The 20,764-nt window shown below is 73.0% G+C and carries 9 protein-coding genes; 3 read left to right on the top strand and 6 right to left on the bottom strand.

Going from position 1 to position 20,764, the window contains the following annotated elements; translation table 11 throughout:
- Positions 1–30: 30 nt before the first annotated feature.
- The 5 genes from ACFQ6S_RS08550 to ACFQ6S_RS08570 all read right to left on the bottom strand — a co-directional run bounded on the left by ACFQ6S_RS08550 (position 31) and on the right by ACFQ6S_RS08570 (position 4,923).
- On the bottom strand, positions 31–639 hold the full coding sequence (locus tag ACFQ6S_RS08550) for a TetR/AcrR family transcriptional regulator (protein WP_383405144.1): 609 nt from the start codon (positions 637–639) through the stop codon (positions 31–33).
- Positions 640–665: 26 nt separating this feature from the next.
- Positions 666–1,874, bottom strand: a complete 1,209-nt coding sequence (locus tag ACFQ6S_RS08555; protein ID WP_383405146.1) for an alpha/beta hydrolase family protein — start codon at positions 1,872–1,874, stop codon at positions 666–668.
- Entirely contained in the window at positions 1,871–2,710 is an 840-nt protein-coding gene (locus ACFQ6S_RS08560) for an NmrA family NAD(P)-binding protein (protein WP_383405148.1), read from the bottom strand. The genes ACFQ6S_RS08555 and ACFQ6S_RS08560 overlap by 4 nt, the downstream gene beginning before the upstream one ends.
- Before the next feature lie 163 nt (positions 2,711–2,873).
- Positions 2,874–3,866, bottom strand: coding sequence for an alpha/beta fold hydrolase (locus ACFQ6S_RS08565; protein ID WP_383405150.1), 993 nt, complete (start codon positions 3,864–3,866; stop codon positions 2,874–2,876).
- A 157-nt stretch (positions 3,867–4,023) separates the two neighbouring features.
- Complete coding sequence (locus ACFQ6S_RS08570) at positions 4,024–4,923, bottom strand: arginase family protein (RefSeq protein ID WP_383405152.1); 900 nt, start codon at positions 4,921–4,923, stop codon at positions 4,024–4,026.
- Positions 4,924–5,189: 266 nt separating this feature from the next.
- Between ACFQ6S_RS08570 and ACFQ6S_RS08575 the strand changes: the two genes are divergently transcribed.
- The 3 genes from ACFQ6S_RS08575 to ACFQ6S_RS08585 all read left to right on the top strand — a co-directional run bounded on the left by ACFQ6S_RS08575 (position 5,190) and on the right by ACFQ6S_RS08585 (position 8,768).
- Entirely contained in the window at positions 5,190–6,065 is an 876-nt protein-coding gene (locus ACFQ6S_RS08575) for an MHYT domain-containing protein (RefSeq protein ID WP_383405154.1), read from the top strand.
- 83 nt (positions 6,066–6,148) lie between these two features.
- Positions 6,149–7,648, top strand: a complete 1,500-nt coding sequence (locus ACFQ6S_RS08580) for a metallophosphoesterase family protein (protein WP_383405156.1) — start codon at positions 6,149–6,151, stop codon at positions 7,646–7,648.
- Positions 7,649–7,730: 82 nt separating this feature from the next.
- Positions 7,731–8,768 carry an LLM class flavin-dependent oxidoreductase gene (locus ACFQ6S_RS08585; protein WP_383405158.1) on the top strand — a complete coding sequence of 346 codons (1,038 nt, stop codon included), beginning with the start codon at positions 7,731–7,733 and terminating at the stop codon, positions 8,766–8,768.
- Here the strand turns inward: ACFQ6S_RS08585 and ACFQ6S_RS08590 are convergent.
- On the bottom strand, positions 8,713–20,697 hold the full coding sequence (locus ACFQ6S_RS08590) for an amino acid adenylation domain-containing protein (RefSeq protein ID WP_383405160.1): 11,985 nt from the start codon (positions 20,695–20,697) through the stop codon (positions 8,713–8,715). The two genes, ACFQ6S_RS08585 and ACFQ6S_RS08590, sit on opposite strands and share 56 nt — an antisense overlap.
- Positions 20,698–20,764 lie beyond the last annotated feature (67 nt).

A 20,764-nucleotide genomic window follows, 5' to 3' on the forward strand; every position in this document is an offset into this window, starting at 1 on the left:
TTCCGCGCCGGGTCCTCTGAGAAGCCGTCCCTATCCCCGGACCCGTGACGGATCGGCGCTGTTGCCGAGGACGTTGTCGACGTGGGCCGCGAGCGCCGACCGCAGACCTTCGGGCGTCTTCTTCTGAGCGTCGATCAGGTGCACCACCAGGTCGGCGCGAATGGCGGCCAGCAGCGCGTGGGCGGTGAACTCCGCGTCGCTGACTTCGGGCACCTGGTCCAGCGCCACGCGCAGGAGTTCATGCCACGAGCCGTAGTGCTCGGCCTGGTACGGGCTGCTGAGTCCGGCGTCCTCCGCGGCCGACATCAGGTTCCGGTTCTCGATCTTGAAGCGCAGCGAGGCGTCGAGCAGGTCCTTCACCAGCTGCCGTGGCGACGAACCCTCTGCGTCCTGCGCCTCCCGCACGGCTTGCCGGAGAGGCTCGAGGCGGGAGGCGATGAGGGCGCCGATCAAGCCGGCCCGGTCGCCGAAGCGGCGGAAGAGGGTGCCCTTGCCCACCCCCGAGGCCGCGGCGATGTCGTCCATCGACACGTTGTTGGGGCTGCTGCTCGCGGCGAAGAGAGCGTCGGCGGCCGCGAGGATGGCCGCCCGGTTGCGCTGGGCGTCCGCGCGCTCTCTGCGCTCGGGGTGGTGGGCCATGGGCCCTCCTTTTGGCCTGCGGTGGGTCATATCGTGTCGTCGAGCCAGTCGAAGATACGCGCTACCGCCAGCCGGATGGCGCCCGGGTGGCAGTGGGCGTCACCTCCTTCCTCCTCGGTGAAGCTCAGGAGTGTCCTGGGTGCGGCGAGGTGCCGGTAGAACTTGCGCGGATCGGATTCCTCGGTGGCGGAGTAGAAGAGGTCGTCGGTTGCCTCGCACACCAGCACAGGGCAGGAGATCTTCCCGGCGCTGCCGTCCTTGAAGGTGTAGCGGGCGTACTCGGCCAGGAACTCACGGTCGGTGGAGGTCCTGGTGACGTAGCGGCCGTGGTCGAGGGCCCAGCGCAGGATCGGGCTCCGCGCCCGGGCATGGGCGATCAGGCGGTCCATTTCCTCGTCGTGCTCGGCCGCCGCGCGCCGGACGGCTTCCTCGTGCGGCAACGGGAGGTGCGCGGTCAGCGCGGAGACGGCGTCGAAGACGCCGTCGAGGGCGACGACGGCTGCCAGGCGAGGCTCGTAGGCGGCCGCGCGGGGCGCGAGGTAGCCGCCGAGGCTGACACCGAGCAGCGCGATGCGGGCGGGGTCGACGCCCGGGTCCTGGGTGAGGAAGTCCAGGACGGGGCCGACCACGTTCTCCCAGTCCGGCCGGAAGGCCGGCCCGTTGCGGTGGACGGCGGCGGGCTGTCCGGGGCCGTCGAAGGTCAGGACGTGGTAGCCGCGTTCCTGTCCGCCGAGTGCGCCGAAGAAGTGCAGTTCCTCGGCGGCGCCGTCGAATCCGTTGTGCATCACCAGCGTCGGCCTCGGGCCTGGGCCCGTACCCGCCGCCCGGTAGAAGTAGCCGTGCAGCACGGTGTCCTCGTACGGGATCTCGACGGGCGTGACATCGGGGAGGTGGGCGATGGCGTCGCGGAAGCAGGCGACGCCACGCTCGTAGGCATGGTCGATGCGCGGGTCGCCGGGGTTGCCGTGGAGGAAGAACTCGGCCGCCCGGTAGTAGCTGGAGGCGCGCAGCAGTCCGTCGCGGGCGCTGACGGGGTGGGCCGCGCGTGCCTCGGTCTCCAGGCGTTCGGCGGTGGACAGCCAGGCGTCGTGCCAGCCGTCGTAGTCGCCGGAGGTGACGCGGGAGGCGGTGGCGATGACCTCGCCCACGTCCGAGCCGCCATAGGCGGCGAGGCCCAGGTTGCGCAGGGTCTCGAACCAGAACGACGGATCGTCCTGGAACATCAGCTGTTTCATCGGACCTCCCGTTCGACGAAGGCGCGGAACGTGCCCGGGGGTCGGCCGGTGAGGCGCTCGACGGTGTCCGAGGTGCGGTCCTCGGCTCCGCCGGCGATGGCGCGGTCCATGCCGGCCAGCATGGTGGCGAACTCCAGGGGGATCTCGGCCGCCCAGCGGTCGCGCAGCTCCTCGAAGGTCAGCCGCTTGTGCACCACGGGCCGGCCGGTGATCTCGGTGATGATCGCGGCGACATCGTCGTAGCTCAGCGTCTGCGGCCCGGTGAGGATCAGGTCGGTGTCGGGGGCCTGACCGTCGGTCAGGGCCCGTACGGCGACGGCGGCGATGTCCTCGGCGTCGATGAACGCGACGCGGCCGTCTCCCGAGGCCGTGAGGATGGCGCCCTCGTCGCGGATGCCGCGTGCGTGGGGGGTGAGGCCGGCGAAGTTCTGCATGAACCACGAGGGCCGCAGCACCGCCCACTCCTCGAACAGGCCGGGCAGAGCCTCGTGGACCTGACCCACCGCCGGACCGCCCGCGGGGATCGCCGATGAGCTGAGCAGCACCGCACGACGCACGCCCCTCGCACGGGCCTTGCGGAGGAAGGGCAGCATGACCGCGGCCGGGTCCGAGGAGCCGATGGGCGGGATGAGGTAGGCGCGGTCGACGCCGTCCAGGGCTTCGTCCCAGGTCGCGGGCTCGTTCCAATCGAAGCGGACAGCCTCCGCGCCTTCCATCGGGGTGGCACTTCGGCCGGCGGCCTTGACGCGGTGGCCCTCGGCGACGAGCCCGGCGGTGACGCGGCGGCCGGTGGTGCCGGTGGCGCCGATGACCAGGGTGGTGTCGGGGGTGGTCATGAGTTCGCTCCTACGAAGTCGACGCCTGGCCGGGACACGGCGCTGTGGTCCCAGTGCCCGGTGATGGCGGCTTGTCATGGCAGGGCACCTGAGCAAAAACGGACCGTCAGTCCGCATGAAATTCATCATACGGACTGCCGGTCCACTTAACAAGGCACGATGGCTATGCGGCTCCCGGCAGGGCTGCGAGCCAGTCGATGAGCAGTCGGTTGGTCTCCTCAGGGCGTTCCTGCTGGACCCAGTGGCCGCAGCCGTCGAGGACGTGAGAGGACAGCAGGCCCGGCAGGGTCGTGGGGTAGGCCTCGATCGCGTCGGCCAGCCAGGCGGTGGAGGCGTCCAGCGAGCCGCCGAGGAACAGTGAGGGCTGGGTGACGGGGGCGCCGGCGTGGTCGGCCAGGTCCACCCAGTCGCGGTCCATGTTCCGGTAGCGGTTCAGGGCTCCGGTCATACCGGTGCGTTCGAACTCCCCGGCATAGATGTCCAGGTCCGACTCGTCGAGCCAGGCGGGCAGCCGTCCCCCGGGGAACCGGTCGCGCAGGGTACCTCCGGAGGTGACGAAGTGCGGGTCGGGGGCGCCGGGGCCCGGCATGGTGTCGGCGGACAGGGCGGCGTAGAAGCCCGCGAGCCAGCCACGGACGTCGGGCTCGATCTCGGCCTCGGCGCGACCGGGCCGCTGGAAGTAGGAGACGTAGAACTCCTCCGGCCCGCCCATACCGGCGAACACCTCGCTCGGTTTCGGTCCGCCGGGCGGGGTGTAGGGCACGCTCAGCAGTCCGACCGCGCGGAACACATCGGGACGCAGCAGCGCGGAGTCGGCGGCGATGGTCGCGCCCCAGTCGTGCCCCACGATGACGGCGGACCGCTCCCCGAGGGCCTCCACCACGGCGACGTTGTCCGCCACCAGCTCCAGCATTCGGTAGGCATCCTCCGACTCGGGCCTGGAGGAACGGCCGTAGCCGCGCACGTCCACGGCGACCGCGCGGTATCCGGCCGCCGCCAGCGCCGGCAGTTGGTGGCGCCACGAGTACCAGGACTCCGGAAACCCGTGCACAAGGAGAACGAGCGGGCCGGTCCCCTGCTCCGCGAGATGGAGCCGCCCGGCGGGAGCGGGGATCAGGCGGTGGGTGATGTCCGTGGCGTGGACGGGGCGCGGCATGGTTCCTCCGGAGGTGCTGTGCGAGGGCTCGGCGTACCGCCATCGTGCGTGGGCGAGGAGAGGCGTCGCGATGTTCGTTGCCGGTTCGGCAAAGTCGTACGGGCCGCAGGGGCCGGGCCGTGCCGCAAGATCCCGCACGCCTCGTGCGTCGAGTGCGCTATGTGAGGTTCGTGCCGGCGCGGGCCGACAGCGCCCGGCGCAGGTACTCGGCGAGGCGGGCGGCGATCGTGCCGTCCGGGTCGAGGCGGGGGTTGAAGATCGTCACGTCGAGCCCTACGGCTGCGGGGTCGCCCAGTGCCGTGCTCAGCACGATCTCCAGTTCCTGCCAGGTCAGGCCGCCCGGCTGCCGGTAGTCGACGGCGGGCATGATCGCGTCGTCCAGGACGTCGACATCGAGGTGTACCCAGAATCCGGTGCTCGTTCCGGCGGTGAGCCGGTCGACGGCCCGGCGTGCGGCCATGGCCGCACCGCACGCGCGCACGCTGTCGAGGTCGATCGTGTGCAGCTCGGCCGGCAGCGGCTGCATACCGGCCTCGGCGGACTCGCCGGCGTCGCGGAAGCCGAAGGCCACCACGTCCTCGTCCCGCAGCAGCGGGCCGCGCCGCTCCAGGTCGGTGAGCAGCCGAGGGCCACGCCCCGTGGCCAGGGCGAGTTCCATCGAGGCCGCTTCGCCGTTCGGCTCCGCCGAGGGCTGGTAGAAGTCGGTGTGACCGTCGAGGAACAGCAGTCCGGGACGTCCGCGACGGCGCAGCGCGAGCAGGTTGCCGAGCAGGACGGTGCAGTCCCCGCCGAGGACGACCGGGAATCGGCCGCCGTCGAGGGCGTCGCCGACGGCATCGGCCAGCCGGACGGAGTACTCCGCGATGCCGTGGGGATTGAGCACGCCGGTGTCGGCGTCCCTCGTCGGGTCGTACGCCGGTGGCTCGACCGTGCCGGCCCGTACGGCGTCGAGACCGGCGAGCAGTCCGGCCTCCAGCAGGGCCGCCGGCAGCTCCTGGACCCCGGCCGGACGCAGGCCGAGCACGGACGGTGCCTCGATGATCGCGAGTTCCCGCATGACGGCCCCTTCCGCTGGTCCCCGATCACCGCTGCCGCCCGCCCTCACTCCATCTGTGCCACAGCCGCCGGACCGACACCACTCGGGGCCTGGGCAGATCCATCGACCGCCGGTCGCCATCTGGCCGAATCTCATCCTTCTGTGGCCGGAGTCGGTTCCCGGTAATGCAGAGTTAAACAGCTACCGGCGGTAAAGGCTTGCTTCACACCCCATGCCCCGTACACATTTGCTCCACAACCAGCCAGGACTCTGGGGGGAGTTGGCTTATGCAAGGCACGGTTGACGGGTTCCGCTATGGTGCGGTGACCCCGGTGGCGGCTTATCTGATGGCCTGCCTGGGAGGGGCGTTGGGGCTGCGGTGCATCGTGCGGTCCCTGCTCGACAAACAGTCGTGGAAGCCGGGTTGGCTGGCGCTGGGCGCCGCGTCGATCGGCTGCGGCATCTGGACCATGCACTTCATCGCCATGATCGGCTTCCAGGTCGAGGAGTCCCGGGTCGGCTACGACGCGGGACTCACCGTCCTCAGCCTCGCCGTGGCGATCGTCGTCGTCGGCATCGGTGTGTTCATCGTGGGCTATCGGGGCGCGGGCAGGGGCGCGCTCACCGGCGCCGGCGTCACCACCGGGCTCGGTGTGGCGGCGATGCACTATCTGGGGATGGCGGCGCTGCGCCTCGACGGCGACATCCGGTACGACGCGCTCACCGTCTCGCTGTCCGTCCTCATCGCGATCGTCGCCGCGACCGCGGCGCTGTGGGCGGCCGTCACCATCCGCGGCTTCCTCACCAGCCTGGGGGCGAGCCTGGTCATGGGTGTGGCCGTCTCCGGGATGCACTACACGGGCATGGCGGCCGTCGACGTGCACCTGCACGGCACGACCGGCGCGAACTGGGCCGGCGACTCGCCCAGTTCACTGCTGCTCCCCATGCTGCTGGGGCCGATCATCTTCCTGGTGCTGGCCGGAGTGGTCGTGATGTTCGACCCGCTCCTGGTCCTCGGCGACGGCGAGCGAAGCCGTTCCGGCCCGGGCAAGCGAGGTGGAGCTGGCACGGCACCGGCGCAACAGGTGAGCCGAGCACCGGGGTTGAAGGCCGCTGCCCACGCACGGCCGCCGCGCCGGGAGACGTACGCCCGCAAGTCCTGACGCGAAGGGGCCGGGGCCCCGGCGACGCGCCGCGCCCCCGCTCCCCCTCTCGCCGTTCTCTAGATCATTGTTACGGTGCACCGGTGTCTGACTCCTCACGCGATACCGCCCAGGGCGCCGGCTGGGGCGCCACCGAACTCGGCACGTACAAGCGGCTGGTGCCGCACAAGGTCGAGAAGATCTCCTGGCTCAACCCCAAGATGCTGTGGGCCGCACGCAACGGTGTGCTGGCGTCCTGGTTCGGCGACCCCACAGGACGCACCCGAAGCCGCTGGGTGGCACAGCGCACGGCCGCCGGCGCGCCCGCCGACAAGGTGATCCGGCGGGACGACCCCGACCGGTTCTCCTTCCTCGTCATCGGCGACACCGGCGAGGGCGACGACCCTCAGTACGCCGTCGTACCGGGGGTTTTGAAGGTGGGTCAGGACACACGCTTCACGGTCCTCGCCAGTGATGTGATCTATCCCGTCGGAAGCGCCGACGACTACGGCTCCAAGTTCTTCCGCCCGTACCAGGACTATCAGGCGCCCATATACGCGATACCGGGCAACCACGACTGGTACGAGGACCTCGGCGCCTTCATGCGCGTCTTCTGCGACGGCGCCCCGCCCCTCGCACCGGAGCCCGCGCCACGTCCGCTCGGCCGGGCCTGGCTGCGCCGGCTGCTATGGCACCGGCCGCGCAAGGGCGACGGCCAACGGCTGCCCGAGGCACGGCAGTTGAGGTCGGCGGTCGGTCAGCAGGCCGTCCAGCCGGGGCCGTACTGGGCGATCGACGCCGGGCCGGTGCGGATCGTCGGCATCGACACCGGGCTGCTCGGCGGGATCGACGCCGAACAGGGCGCCTGGCTGCGTGAGGTGTCGAAGGATCCCCGCCCGAAGGTCCTCGTCACGGGCTCGCCCCTGTACGTGGACGGTGAACACCATCCCTGCGCGATCGAGGGCGGCGGCACCGTCGACGAGATCGTCCGAGATCCGGCCCACCGCTATGTCGCGGCGATCGGCGGCGACATCCACAACTACCAGCGCTATCCGGTACAGGTGGACGGCCGCACGATCCAGTACGTGGTCTCGGGCGGCGGTGCGTTCACGCACGCCACCCACACCATCCCGCGGGTCGACATAGCGAACGTCACCGAGAAGGACTTCCGCTGCTATCCGCTGCGCGGCGACTCCCTGGCCTTCTACAGCAGGCTCTACGGCCGCCGACTGCGCCTGCGCTGCTTCTTCACCCTCACCGAGGCGCAGGCCACGGCCGTCATCGCCGAGCGGCTGGAGATCCAGCCGGGTCGCGCGGCGGACCCCGACGCCCGCATCACCTGGCGCACCCGCCTGGTCGCCGGTCTGCTGGGCACGGGACGGCGTCCCGACCGGGCCAAGCGGTTCCGCCTCCCCGTGCGCAAGATCCACACCCAGCTGTTCTCACCGAGCTCGGCGACGTACAGCCCGCCGTTCTTCAAGCAGTTCCTCCGCGTGGACGTCACTCCGGAGACTCTCCGTCTGCGTTGCTACGCCGCGACCGGCAACCTCGCGCAGGAGGTCGACCCGCCGGTCGAGGACGAGGTGACGATCCCCTTGAAGTGATCGCGGACGACGGGAACAGCGCGGGTTGTGATCGAGTTGGCATCTGAGCAGTCCCATTGAAGGTTCAATGATGGAGGAGCCCATGCCGCCGACCTCACGCCCGCTGCGCAAGCTGGGCTTCCTCACCATCGGGCTCTTCGACGAGGCGGATCCGCGCCGGGGCCATGAGTCCACGCTGGAGATCATCGAGCTGGGCGAACGGCTCGGCTTCGACAGCGCGTGGGTCCGCCACCGCCATCTGCAGTACGGCATCTCCTCCCCCGTCGCCGTACTGGCCGCAGCCTCTCAGCGCACCAGCCGTATCGAGCTGGGCACCGCGGTCATCCCGCTCGGCTGGGAGAACCCGCTGCGGCTGGCGGAGGACCTGGCGACGGTCGACCTGCTCTCCGGCGGCCGCCTCAATCCGGGTGTGAGCGTCGGCCCACCGATGCACTTCGACCGGATCAAGGAGGCCCTCTACCCGGACACGGCCGACGGCGAGGACTTCGGGTACGAACGGGTACGGCGGCTGCTGGACTTCGTGCGGGGCAAGCCGGCCACGGATTTCAGCGGCACGGAGGGCTTCGAAGTCTTCGCGGACCGGGTGCAGCCGCAGGCACCCGGCCTGGGCAGCCGTATGTGGTACGGAGGCGGCAGCCTGAGTTCGGCCCAGTGGGCCGGCGAGCACGGCATGAACTTCCTGACCAGCAGCGTCGTCAAGGCGCCGGGGCCCGAGGACGCGGCCGGGGCACCGGACTTCGCCCAGATCCAGCTCTCCCACATCCGAGCCTTCCGCGCCCACCACCCCGACGGCGAGCAGGCCCGAGTCTCCCAGGGCCTCGTCGTGATCCCCACCGACTCCGCGACACCCGAACAGGGTGCGAAGTACGAGGAGTACGTCGCCAAGCGCACCCCACGCACCACCTCACCGCAGGGTCCGGCGCGGCTGCTGTTCGCGCCGGACCTCGTCGGCACCTCGGCGGAGATCGCCGAACGCCTCCACGCCCACGCCGCGTTCCGCGAGGTGGACGAGGTGGCGTTCGCGCTGCCGTTCGCCTTCGAGCACGAGGACTACGTGCAGATCCTCACCGATGTCGCGACCCGGCTGGGTCCGGCACTGGGCTGGCGCCCGGGGGCCTGAGCGGCAGTCGTCCGTCCCCGGCGACGACACGGTCCAGCAGATGCAGCGGGGCGGGCCGTATTCCGGCCGCCTCGGCCGCGTCCCAGTGGGCGAGGGCACGGGGCAGGTCCACCAGGCCGTGGATCAGGGGCAGTTCGCCCGGAGTACGGCAGGGTTCGGCGAGGTGGGCGTGCAGCAGTGACTCCAGTCGGCAGGAGGCCAGGGTGCCCGGAATTCCGGGCCGCATGGCGAAGCCCGCGCTCGCCACGGTCGGCAGGTCCTCGCTGAGCCGTGTCCGCGTGCCCCCCACGGCCAGCAGCCCGCCCCCGACGACCAGGACGTCCTGGTCCCGGCTCATCCGGTCCAGCGCGCTCGCGGTGTCGAAGCAGTGCGGGAAGGAGTCGTCGACGACGATCGTGCCGGGACGCAGGCGAGCGACGTCGAGGATGTTGCTCGCGCCGCTGACGGCGGTGACGATCACATCGGCCGCGTAGACCGCCGGGGGCAGCGTCCGCCCCGATTCGACGACCTGGACCGGCATCCGAGGGCGCTCGGACGACAGCTCCGCCGCCAGCTGTTCGAGCCGCGCGGTACTGCCGGGCACGTCGCACAGCAGGAGCCGGGCCGGTGGGCGTGAGGCCGTCGCCAGCAGAAGTCGTAGGGACGAGGTCCCGATCGAGCCACAGCCGACGACGGCGAGCGACAGCTCGTCGAATCGGCGGCCGGTCGCCGCGAGCGCGGCCTGGACGGTCTTCACCACGGCGACGGTCGTGGTCGCGTGTCCGGTGGTGATCGCCGCCTCGGTCGTGGTCTCCCGCAGGACGTCGTAGCCGTAGCCGGTGAGCGACGGGATCATGCCCGCGAGCGAGACACGGCGTGCGCCGAGTGAGGCGGCATGCTCGACGGCGCGGGCGGTGCGGGCCGCCAGATCGCCCGCCGGGGCCAGCTCGTCGGCGAAGAGCGGCAGGGCGACGAAGCCGGAGTTCCCCAGCGGGGTCGCGGTCTCCTCCAGGAGACGGGCACGACCGTCCGGGAAGAGGAGAGCGCGGACCTCCTCACGACCGAGGCCGGGGGTGTCGTGCGGAAGCCCGGCGAGCGCGGCGAGGTGGTGCGGGGCCGGCAGGTATCCGACGAGCGCGGCGTCCAGCCTGGGTCGCCGGCGGCCGCCGGTGCCGCGAACGGCTTCGAGCAGCTGCCTCTCCATCTCCCGGGCGAACCCGGTCACTTCACCGAATGTGAGGGCGGCCGCCGAGGCCCGCGCGGTGACCCGCAGGCCTTCGCCGTCCGCCACCGGCCGCACGGCCAGGAACACATCGGTGCCGACCGGCGGTGGGGCCAGGGAGGTGTCGGACTCGTCCGCGTGCAGGGACAGGCCGCCGCCCGACTCGGACCCCAGAGACGTGAAGTCGAGGAAGGTGAAGAAGAACTGGGCGTGGTGCGGCAGTCCTGCCGCCGTGCGCGTTTCGCCGGGGCCCTCGGCCCGGGCCAGATCCGCCTCGATGGCCACACGCCGCAAGTCGTCGTCGAAGGCGGCGGTTCGCTCCTCTGTCGCTTCCCCGGCGGGCGGCGCTGGGCGCAGGGCCACCGCCTCCGCGAACGGGCCGAACACCCGGTGCGCGTCCGCGGTGGACTCCTCGCGTCCGGTGACTGCGAGCCCGAGCATCAGGTCGCGCCGGCCGGTGAGGTCGGCGAGCGCGCGGTAGTAGGCGGTGAGCAGCGGCACGTACAGGGTGCGGTGTGCCGCTCGGGCGAGACGGCGCAACCCGCCGGTGGTGGCCGCGTCCAGGGTGAATCCCGTGGTGTGGAACGCCGGTTGCGTGTCGGCGTCCTCGGCGGTCGGCCGGCGCAGCACGGGCGGGGTGTAGGGCGCGCGGAGACGGGCGCGGTATTGCTCCGCCTCGGGTCCCTGCGGGCGGGGCCGTACGGCCGACTGGGTCACGTGGTCGCGGAAGGTGCCGTCGAGCGGCGGGAGTCCGTGCGGCAGGCCTCGGTCGAGCCGGTCGTAGGCGGTGAGGAGTTCCCTGGTGAGAAGGGCGGCACTGTAGCCGTCGCCGATGAGGTGGTGGGCGTGGACGAGGAGGACGTGCTCGGTGGGTGCCACGGTGAACAGCCGCAGCCGGAGCAACGGCCAGGCCCACGGCTCCAGTCGGCGCCGGGCCTCCTCGGCGATCCGCTGCTCCAGCAGGTCGGGGTGCGCGAGGGTCTCCGACTCGACCGGAAGGCGCAGCGAGTGCGGCAGCTCCTGCTGCACGGGCGGACGGGCGCCCGCCGGGAAGAGGGTGCGCAGCATCGGATGACGGGCCACCAGAACGTCCACCGCGCGCTGGAGGACGTCTAGGCGCAGCGGTCCGCTCAGCCGGAACCGGGCCAGCCAACCGGAGCCCGCGTCGGAATTGATGGTGTCGGCGAGCAGGAAGCCCCGTTGGGAGGGAGTGAGGGGGTAGGGGCCTACGGCGGGCTGCGCGGGGACGGCATCCGGCGGGGTCGGGCGGGGTGCCGACGCTTCGGTGGCGACCCGGTCGAGCGCTGCCGCGAGGGCGCTCACCGTGCGGTGGGTGTAGACGGTCGTCGGGCGGGGCACCGCGGGCAGTTCCTCGCGCAGCCGGGCGAAGAATTCCAGCACCATGATGGAGTCGCCGCCGAGTTCGAAGAAGTCGTCCTCGCGGGAGACGTCCGGTGCGTCGAGCAGGGCCGACAGGATGCGCGCCACGGTGTGCTCGGTCGGAGTGGCGGGCGGGGTTCGCTGCCCACCGGTCGGGAGCTCCGGGAGCGCGGGCTCGTCGGTCGCCTCGCTCTCGGGGGCCAGCCGGTTCCGGTCGATCTTGCCGGTGCCGGTCAGGGGCATCGCGGGCAGCGTGCGGATGCGTCCGGGAAGCATGTACGACGGCAGCACACGGGACAGGAAGGTCCGCACCTCGCGGGTGTCGGGCTCGGCCGCTCCGGACCGGGACTCGAGGTACGCCACCAGCCGTCCGTCGGCGAGGAGTACGGCGGCACGCGCGACGTCGGGGTGGGCGAGCAACGCGGCCTCGACCTCGCCGAGCTCCACTCGGTGCCCGCGGACCTTGACCTGGTCGTCGCGGCGGCCGAGGAACTCCATTACGCCGTCCGGGCCTTGACTGACCCGGTCACCGCTGCGGTACCAGCGGCGGCCGTCGCGCTCGACGAAGGCCCCCGCGGTGAGCTGCGGGTCGCCCAGGTAACCCGGCGTCAGGCCCGTTCCTGCGATCAGCAGTTCACCGGCCTCGCCGGGAGCGCACAGGCGTCCGTCCTCGGCGACGACGGCCAGTTCGGTGCCGGCCACGGGGCGGCCGATGGGCAACTGCCGTACGTCGTCGGCCGGGCGGGTGTCGATGATGTGGCAGGTGGCGTTGATGGTGGCCTCGGTGGGCCCGTACAGATTGGAGATCCTGTGCTCCGCTCCTCCGCGCACGTCCAGCAGGTCGAACCACCGGCGTACGTGCGCGGCGGGCAGTGCCTCGCCGCCGACGTGCACCCAGCGCAGTGCTGACAGGTCCGGAGCGGTGCCGTTCTGCCTCGCCCGGGTCTCGGCGGCGGTCAGCAGCCGCTCCCACAGCGTCGGCACCGAACTCCACACCGTGATCCGGTCGTCGACGAGACGGTCCAGGAGCGCCTCGGGATCGCGCAGAAGGTCCCGGGTGAGGGTGTGGACGGTCGCGCCGGCCAGCAGCGGTGCCAGCAACTGGCGTACGGAGGCGTCGAAGCAGACGGACGCGGTCTGCACGAGGTGGTCGCCGGGGCCGTAGCCGAAGGTGGTCAGTGACCAGTCGAGGTAGTTCAGCATGGACCGGTGGGTGATGGGGACCGCCTTGGGGCGCCCGGTGGAACCCGACGTGAAGATCACGTAGGCGATCGCGTCCGGGTCGGCGGGCGGCGGCTCGATCGGGTTCCGCACGGCCGGGGCCCGGACGTCGGCGGTGATCGGTGTGACGCCGTCCAGGGCGTCGGCGGTCTCGCGCGTCTCGGCGTGGCAGACCACCGCGCCGACGCCGGTGCGTGTCACCTGATCCCGCAGCCGGGCCACGGGATGGGCCGCGTCCAGGGGCACCCAGCCCGCGCCCGCCCGGAGGATGCCCACCACGCCCACGACGGTGTCCGGACCGGGTTCGGTGAGCAGGCCGACGAGATCGCCGGGGCGTACGCCGTTCGCGCGCAGCCGGGTCGCGAGGGAGGCGGAGGCGGCGTCGAGTTCGGCGTAGGTGAGCGTGGCGCTGCCGGTATTCACGGCGACGGCCGTCGGTGTCGCCCGGAACCGGGCCCACAGACGGTCGGCGATCCCCTCGTCGCCGTCGTGACTGCGGGCGGGGGCGGACTGCTCGGTGGCGGCGCGCAGTTCCCGCACGTACTCCCCCGCCAGGCGCTCGACGGTGGCAGGGCGGAAGAGCTGCGCGGGGTGGTTCCAGGAGAAGTGCAGCGACTCGTCCGATTCCCAGCACAGCAGTCCGAGCCTGGTCGCCGCGGAAGCGGTGGCCGCCGCCGTAGGCGTCACGGTGACCGGCCAGTCGCGGCCGTGGCTCACGGGGAAGCGGGCGAAGCTGAACCCGGCCGGGGCGACCGTACGGGGAGCGGGGCCGGTGGCGGGCAGCAGCGCGGCGATGTCGGGGCTGGCGAGCGTCCCGTGGGCCTCCGCCTCGCGCCAGATGTGCCGCAGCCGCTGGGCCAGCGCGGTCACGGGCTCGTCCGCGTCGACGGTGACGAACACCGGGAGCGTGTCGGCGAGCGGCCCCACGAGGCGCTCGATCCCGGGCAGCGGCGCTTCCCGCCGGGCACGTGCCACGTTCACGCCGACGGCCCGCTGTCCGCCCCAGCGGGCCAGGCAGCGGCCGTACACCGCGAGGAGCAGATGGAAGAGGGAGACTTCGTGGCGGGCCGCCGTCTCCCGCAGTGCGGCCGTGAGCGAGGCGTCGACGGTCGACTGGTGATGGGTGAGCGGCGGCGCCGGCAGGGCTGCCGGGTCGCCGTCGTACGGCAGGGCCGGGGTCGTGGCCGCCGCCGTGTGCGCGGCGACGCGGTCTCGCCAGTACCGCTGGTCCCGGGTGAACGACGCGGACTCGCGGTCGGCGGTCACGCGGGTCGCATAGTCGGTGAACTCGGCGCGTGGAGACGGGAGTTCGAGGGGGCGGGCGTGGGCGAGCGCGCTGTACAGGGACCAGAGTTCCTCGCACAGGACCTTGAGACTGAAGCCGTCCGCCGCGCTGTGGTGGACGACGAGCAGCAGGTGGGCGTGGTCGCGGTCGCGGTCGCGCACCAGCACGGCGCGGGCCGGGGCTTCGGCGGTCAGGTCGAACGGGCGGTTGTACAGCCGCCGTTCGAGATCGTGGACTGCGATGGCGGCATCCGGCTCGTGCACTTCGTACCAACGGGGAGCGCGGTCGGTGGGCTCGGCGGGCTCGGTGTACTGGCGCGGCGGCGTGCCGCCCTCGGTGATGCGCAGCCGCAGCATGGGGTGCCGTGCGGCGAGGTGGGCGAAGGCCTGGCCGAGGAGGTCGGGGTCGAGGGGGCCGCGGACGGTCTGGCGGATGTAGCCGTAGGCGGTGACGCCTTCGTAGAGCGCCTCGGTGGTGAGGAAGGCGAGTTGCAGCGGGGTGAGGGGGGTCGGGGTGTTCGCCTGCGGGCGGCTCACGGGCGCGGGCACGGCGGGGGCTTCCGGCCGCCGTGTGCTGAGGTGCGCGGTCAGTTCGCCGACCGTCCGGTGCTCGAAGAGCAGCGTGGCGGGCAGGGGCAGCCCGAGTTCCGCCTCCAGGCGGCGTGCGAGGTCGACGGCGGTGAGCGAGTCCAGGCCGAGGCTGAGGAACTGCTCGTCCGCGCCTATGTCCTCGGGGGCGCGGTGGAGGGCCTCGGCCAGGAGGCGGCGAATCAGGGCCGTGATGCGGGCGGGTTCGCCGAGTGACGTGGCGATCGTGGTGGCCGGGCGTTCCGCGGCGGCGACGATCTCAGCGGGCGCGGAGGGCACCGGGAGGTGCACGCCTTCGGTGGCGGCGGTCTGTGCCGACGCCTTCGTGGAAGTCACGAGCACGTGCGCGGCATCGGCGGCGACCGCCTTCCGCAGGGCCGTGACAGCGGCCCGCGTGCTCATGGGGCTCAGACCGCGAGCGCGCAGGCGTGCCTCGGCCGACGATCCGGCGGCCAGGCCCGCGTCGGCATACCCGGCGGCCAGGCCCGTGTCGGCGACGGGCCCGAAGCCGATCGCCTGCCAGGGCCGGCCCGCCGCGCGCTCGGCGGCGGCGAAGGCGTCCAGGAAGGCGTTGGCCGCCGCGTAGTCGCCGAGCGCGCCCGCCAGTCCGGGCAGGACCGAGGAGACGGAGGAGAAGGCGACGCATACGGCCGGTTCCTGGCCGTGTCGGCGCAGCGCCTCGGCCAGCAGGGCCGTGCCGCGTACCTTCGCGGCGAGCACCTGCCCGATCTCGTCGTCGGTCTTGGCGCGCAGGGTGCCCGGTCGGACCGTTCCCGCGGCGTGGAAGACCCCGTCCAGCGGGGGCAGTACGGCGAACAGGGCGTCGACGGCGGCCTCGTCCGCCACGTCGGCCGCGTGGTACCGGGCCCGCGCGCCCTGGGCCCGGAGTTCGGCGAGCAGTGCGTCGGGCACGTTCCCGGAACGTCCCGTGAGGATCAGCTCGCAGGCGCCGCGCCCCGCCAAGTCACGCGCGAGCGCAGAACCGAGCCCTCCGGCGCCCCCGGTGATCAGAAAGGTGCCGTCCGGCGGCAGTTGCCCGGGCGCTGCGGGAGCCTCGGTCTCCGCCACGTCGGCAGGCGTACGGCCGAGCCGGCGCCCGGAGCGCCATGCGACCGCGCCCTCGGCGCCCGGCTCCCGGGCCGAGCCCAACTCCCGTACCAGGGCGTCGACCCGGGCGGCGAGCGGGTCGCCGCAGGACAGGTCGACGCCCTGTACCGCGAGCCCCGGGTGCTCGTCCGGGAGTGCCAGCGCGAAGCCGTGCAGGAGGGCCTGCGCCGGGTTCGGCTCTTCCGTGTCCGAAGTGCCGGTGACGTAGGCGTCCTCGGTGACCACGAGGAGGCGTGAGCAGTCGCGCAGCAGGTCGAGGGCGTGGCGCAGTGAGGTGACGGCTGCCTTGGTGGCGGCGTCGAGGCCCTGCGGGCTGCCGTCCCGCGCGGCCTCCTCTTCGCCCAGCCACACCACGGTGTCCGCCGGCGTCCCGACCGCTGCGTCGTCGCCCAGCACCGTCACCCCGCGGCCGAGGAGCCGCTCGGTCAGCGCCCGGCCGAGCGCCCGGTCGCCGCCGAGCAGCCGTACCACTCGGGGCCCGGTGGCGAACCTCAGCGGTGCGTCCCGCCAGTCGAGGCGCCGCACCATGGACGCCGGGGCGGGCCTGCGCGGCCAGTGACGGGTGCGCTGGAAGGGGTACGTCGGTACCGGCACCCTCGGCCGCCCGGCGGCCGGGGTCGTCCGGTCCAGGGACGCACCGCGGGCCCAGAGCCGGCCTGCCGTCTCCAGCAGCGCTCGCGCGCCGCTCCCGTCCGCGTCACGGGCCGCCCCCGCCGAGGCTCCCGTCGAAAGCACCGCCACGTCCGAGGCGTCCCGCGCCACGACGACGGAACGGACCGCCCCGCCCAGGGTGTTCCCGGGGCCAAGTTCGAGGAAGGTGTCGTAGCCCTCGTCCAGAAGCCGCGCCACCGCGGCCCCGAACCGCACCGGCTGGACCGCATGCCCCTGCCAGTAGGCGGGCGTGAGACCGGGCTGCCACTCCCCGGTGACCGTGCTGAGCATCGGTACGTCCGCCGGCTTGACCGTCAGTGCCTTCGCGGCATCCCGCAGCGGATCGAGGACCGGCTCCAGCAGCGGTGAGTGGAAGGCGTGGGAGACACGGAGCCTGCGCGTGGCCACGCCCCGCCTCGTCAGCTCCGCGATGGCTCGGTCCACGGCGTCCTCGGCACCCGAGATCACCACCTGCCCGGGCCCGTTGACGGCGGCGACGCCGACCGGGCCGACGAAATCGACGACGGTGTCCTCGTCGCCCCTCACCGCGGCCATGGCTCCGGGAAGGGCCAGTTCACCCACCAACCGCCCGCGCTCCGCGGCGAACCCGACCGCCTCGGCCAGGCTCAGCGAACCCGCGACACACGCCGCCGCGATCTCGCCCACACTGTGCCCGGCGACGGCATCGGCGGACATGCCCCACTCCGCCAACTGCCGGGCCAGACCCACCCCGAACGCCACGAGCAGCGGCTGGGCCACCTCCGTCCTGGCCAACTCCCCGGCATCCATACGGGGATCGAGGCACCACTCGGCGAGCGAGTGCCCGAGCACGGGACCCGTCAGCGAGGACGCCTCGTCGAGGACCTCCCGGAACACCGGCGCCGACCGGTACAGCGCGCTGCCCTGGCCGGGGCGCTGGGCTCCCTGGCCCGGCAGCAGGAACACCGTCCGGGGCCGGGAACGAGCGACCGTGAAGTCCTTGGCGCGGGCGGCGTCGAGACCGTCCGCGAGATCGCCGTCGGCGACCACGAGGAGACGGTGGGGACCGTCGTCGCGGGCAGTGTTGACGGTGGCGCAGACGTCCGCTTCCCGCAGTTCCGGGTGCGTACGGACATGCGCGGCCAGGTCGGCGGCGGCCTCCCGCAGGGCGTCGGGGCTGTGGGCCGACAGCGTGAGGAGGTGCGGGCCGTCGACGGCGGGCGCCGGCGAGGCCGTCCGTCCGGGCGCCTCCTCCAGGACGGCGTGTGCGTTCGTGCCGCCGAAGCCGAAGGCGTTGACGCCCGCGATCAGCGGCCCGGGGACCCGCCATTCCCGCTGCTCGGTGACGAGCCGGAAGCCGGGGGCGACACGTTCCAGGTAGGGGGCGGGCGGGGTGGTGTTCGGGGACGGCGGGACCTGCCGGTGCTGGAGCGCCAGGACCGTCTTGACCAGGCCCGGCATTCCGGCGGCGTTCAGCAGGTGCCCGATGTTCGCCTTGACCGAGCCGAGCAGGCGCGGCAGCCCGTCGGTGCGGGGCGGGAAGGCGTGGCCGAGCGACTGCGCCTCGACGGGGTCGCCGACCGGAGTGCCGGTGCCGTGCGCCTCGATGTACGACACCGCGTCGAGGTCGATGCCGCACTCGTCGTAAGCCTGGGTGATGACCTCGCGCTGGGTGCGCGGGTTGGGGGCGAGCAGGCTCAGCGACCGGCCGTCGTTGTTGACGGCCGTGCCCCGGACCAGGGCCAGCACGGGGTCGCCGTCCCGCAGGGCGTCGTCCGTGCGGACGAGGACGAGGGCCGCTCCGCCCTCGCCGGGCACGATTCCGTCGGCGGTGGCACCGAAGGGCCGGCTGCCGCCCGTCGGGGACAGGGCGCCCGCGCGGGCGAGCAGCCGGTGGCCGGTCGGGGTGAGGGCGAGCTGGACGCCGCCGACCACGGCGACATCGCACTCGCCGCTCTGCAGGCTGCGCCGGGCCAGGTGGAGCGCCACGAGCGCCGAGGAGCAGGCGGTGTCCACGGCCAGGGCGGGGCCGTCGAGGTCGAGTGCCTGGGAGAGACGGGCGGCGATCAGGTTGGGCAGGTTGCCGGTGAGGGCGCCGGGATGTGCGGCCAGGTCGCCGTCGGCGGCGGAGGCCAGGATCTCGCGGTAGCCGCTGTCGCCGACGGCGGCGAACACGCCCACCCGGCGGCCGTGGCGGCGCGCTCCCGCGTACCCGGCACGTTCCAGCGCCTCGTGGGCCAGCTCCAGGAAGATCCGCGCCTGGGGGTCGGTGGCGCGGGCCTCCTCGTCGTCCATGCCGAAGCGGGCGGCGTCGAAGTCCGCGGGATCGGGGAGGAAGGAGCCGTGGAAGCCGGGGGCGTCCTCCCAACGGCCGTCGGGGACGGACGTCAGCGTGTCGCGGCCGGAGACGAGCAGGTCCCAGAAGGCCTCGGGCGTCGGCGCGCCCGGGAAACGGCAGGCCATGCCGAGTACGGCCAGCGGTCGGTTCGCCACGTCTGGGTGGGGCGGTGCGGAGGCGCGCACCTCGGCAGCGCCTGACGCACCGTCAACATCTCCGAGCAGGGCCAGCACATGCCCGGCCAGTGCGGCCACGGTGTCATGGTCGCGCAGGACACGGGGTTCCACCGTGACGGAGAAGGTGTCCTCGATCTCGGCGAGCACGGCCATCGCCTTGAGCGAGGAGCCCCCTAGGGCGAAGAAGCGGTCGTCCCTGTCGATGTCGGCGGTCGAGAGCTCCAGCACCTGGGCCCAGATCGCCCGCACCGCTTCCTCGACGTCACGCCGCGAACGCGGTGGCCCGGCCCTGTGGGGACCGGGCTGCTCCTGCCGGGCGGTCGAGCTCTCGGCCCGCGCGGTCGCGACCCGTTCCTCGACCGCCGCATAGGCGCCCGCCTCGAACCGGTCCCGCATCAGCGCGCGCCGCAGCTTGCCGCTGGTCGTCCGGGGAAACGCCCCCGGCGGCAGGGGCAGCACCCGTACGTCGTCGTGGCCCAGCGCCTCGCGGACCCGGGCCGCCGCCGCGTCCAGCACCGGAAGTGCCGTGGCCAGGGCGGGCCTTGCCCACTGCACGAAGACCACCACCCGGTCGCCCCCGGTGTCCGGGTCGGGGGACCCGATCGCCGCCACCGTCCCCTGGGGCAGACCCGGCGTGGCGGCCGCGGTCTCCTCCAGATCGGGGGCATGGAAGGTACGTCCGCCGACGAACACGACGTCCTTGTGCCGACCGGTGACACAGAGCCGGCCTTCGCTCAGGAAGCCCAGGTCGCCGGTGCGCAGCCGGCCTTCGGCGAACGCGGACGCGGTGACCTCGGGAGTGCGGTGGTAGCCGCGGGCCAGCTGGGGGCCGCGGACCTCGATGTGGCCGACCCTCCGGTCGCCGAGCGGCCTGCCGGAGTCGTCGACGACCCGGATCTCGCAGTCCGGCACGGGTCGGCCCACGTCCATGAACTCGACGGCGTCCGGGCCGGGGTCCGCGGGGACCGCCCGACCTCGGCCGAGCGCCTTCCGGTCCAGCCGCAGGGGCGCGGCGACCTCCCCGAGCGGGGGCACCGTCACGGCGAGCGTGGCCTCGGCCAGCCCGTACACGGGGAGCATGGCCGTGGCATCCAGCCCGGCCGGCTCCGCCTTGGCGGTGAACTCCCGCCACACGCGCGGTGCGATCGGCTCGGCACCCACCAGCATCAGGCGCACGGAGCTCAGGTCCAGTGCGGCCCAGGTGCTCTCCGGCACCCGCCGCACCGCGAGCGCCAGCGCGAAGTTCGCCGCCGACAGCAGGGTCGCCCGGTGCCGTGCCACCGATTCCAGCCACAGCGCGGGGCGCTTGGCGAAGGTCAGGGGTTCGAGCCGTATCTGCTTCAGCCCCGCCGCCATGGGGACGAGGTGGGTGCCTATCAGACCCATGTCGTGGAAGTACGGCATCCAGCCGGCCACGACGTCGTCGGGGGTGATCGCCATGGCGGTGCGGATCTGGCGGAGGTTGGCGAGGACGGCCTCGTGGGTGAGTTCCACGCCCTTGGGTGCGCCCGTGCTGCCCGAGGAGAACTGCAGGAACGCGAGGTCCTGTGGGCTTCGGCGGGGCAGCGTGCCGGGCGGGCGGCCCTCGCGCAGCGTGTCCAGTCGCAGGGCGCGCACCGGGCCGGGGAGCTCGGCGAGCAGTTCCTCGGTGGTGTCGTCCACCAGGACGGGGGGCCTGCCGAGGAACTCCCAGACCGGTCCCACCCGTCGCGCCTCCGCGGCGAGCGGCACGGGTACGAGTCCGGCCGTCAGCGCTCCCCAGAACATCGGCTGGAAGTCCTCGCCGAGAGCCGCGAGGAGAGGGACGGGGGTGCCGGGTTCGAGTCCCGCCGCGCGCAGACCGCCGGCCACCCGCAGTGCGTCGTCGCGGAGCTCGGCGAAGGTCACCGCGTGTTCGGCGCCGTCTCCGCGGACGTGGACGACGACCTGACCGGGGGTCTCCTCGGCGGCGTGCAGCAGTACGTCGACGAGCGTGACGGCGGTACGGGGCCCCGGAGTCGGCATGTGCTTCCTTCCTCGTCGCACGCGGCGAGGGGCACGCGGGCGCGCTCTGCCGACGGCGGGTACCCGG

The organism is Streptomyces sp. NPDC056479 (genome assembly GCF_042795335.1).
Lineage (GTDB): Bacteria > Actinomycetota > Actinomycetes > Streptomycetales > Streptomycetaceae > Streptomyces.

Coding starts and splice junctions, on each gene's coding strand:
- ACFQ6S_RS08575 (WP_383405154.1), top strand. CDS start 5,190: ATGCAAGGCACGGTTGACGGGTTCCGCTATGGTGCGGTGACCCCGGTG.
- ACFQ6S_RS08585 (WP_383405158.1), top strand. CDS start 7,731: ATGCCGCCGACCTCACGCCCGCTGCGCAAGCTGGGCTTCCTCACCATC.
- ACFQ6S_RS08565 (WP_383405150.1), bottom strand. CDS start 3,866: ATGCCGCGCCCCGTCCACGCCACGGACATCACCCACCGCCTGATCCCC.
- ACFQ6S_RS08555 (WP_383405146.1), bottom strand. CDS start 1,874: ATGAAACAGCTGATGTTCCAGGACGATCCGTCGTTCTGGTTCGAGACC.
- ACFQ6S_RS08550 (WP_383405144.1), bottom strand. CDS start 639: ATGGCCCACCACCCCGAGCGCAGAGAGCGCGCGGACGCCCAGCGCAAC.
- ACFQ6S_RS08570 (WP_383405152.1), bottom strand. CDS start 4,923: ATGCGGGAACTCGCGATCATCGAGGCACCGTCCGTGCTCGGCCTGCGT.
- ACFQ6S_RS08590 (WP_383405160.1), bottom strand. CDS start 20,697: ATGCCGACTCCGGGGCCCCGTACCGCCGTCACGCTCGTCGACGTACTG.
- ACFQ6S_RS08560 (WP_383405148.1), bottom strand. CDS start 2,710: ATGACCACCCCCGACACCACCCTGGTCATCGGCGCCACCGGCACCACC.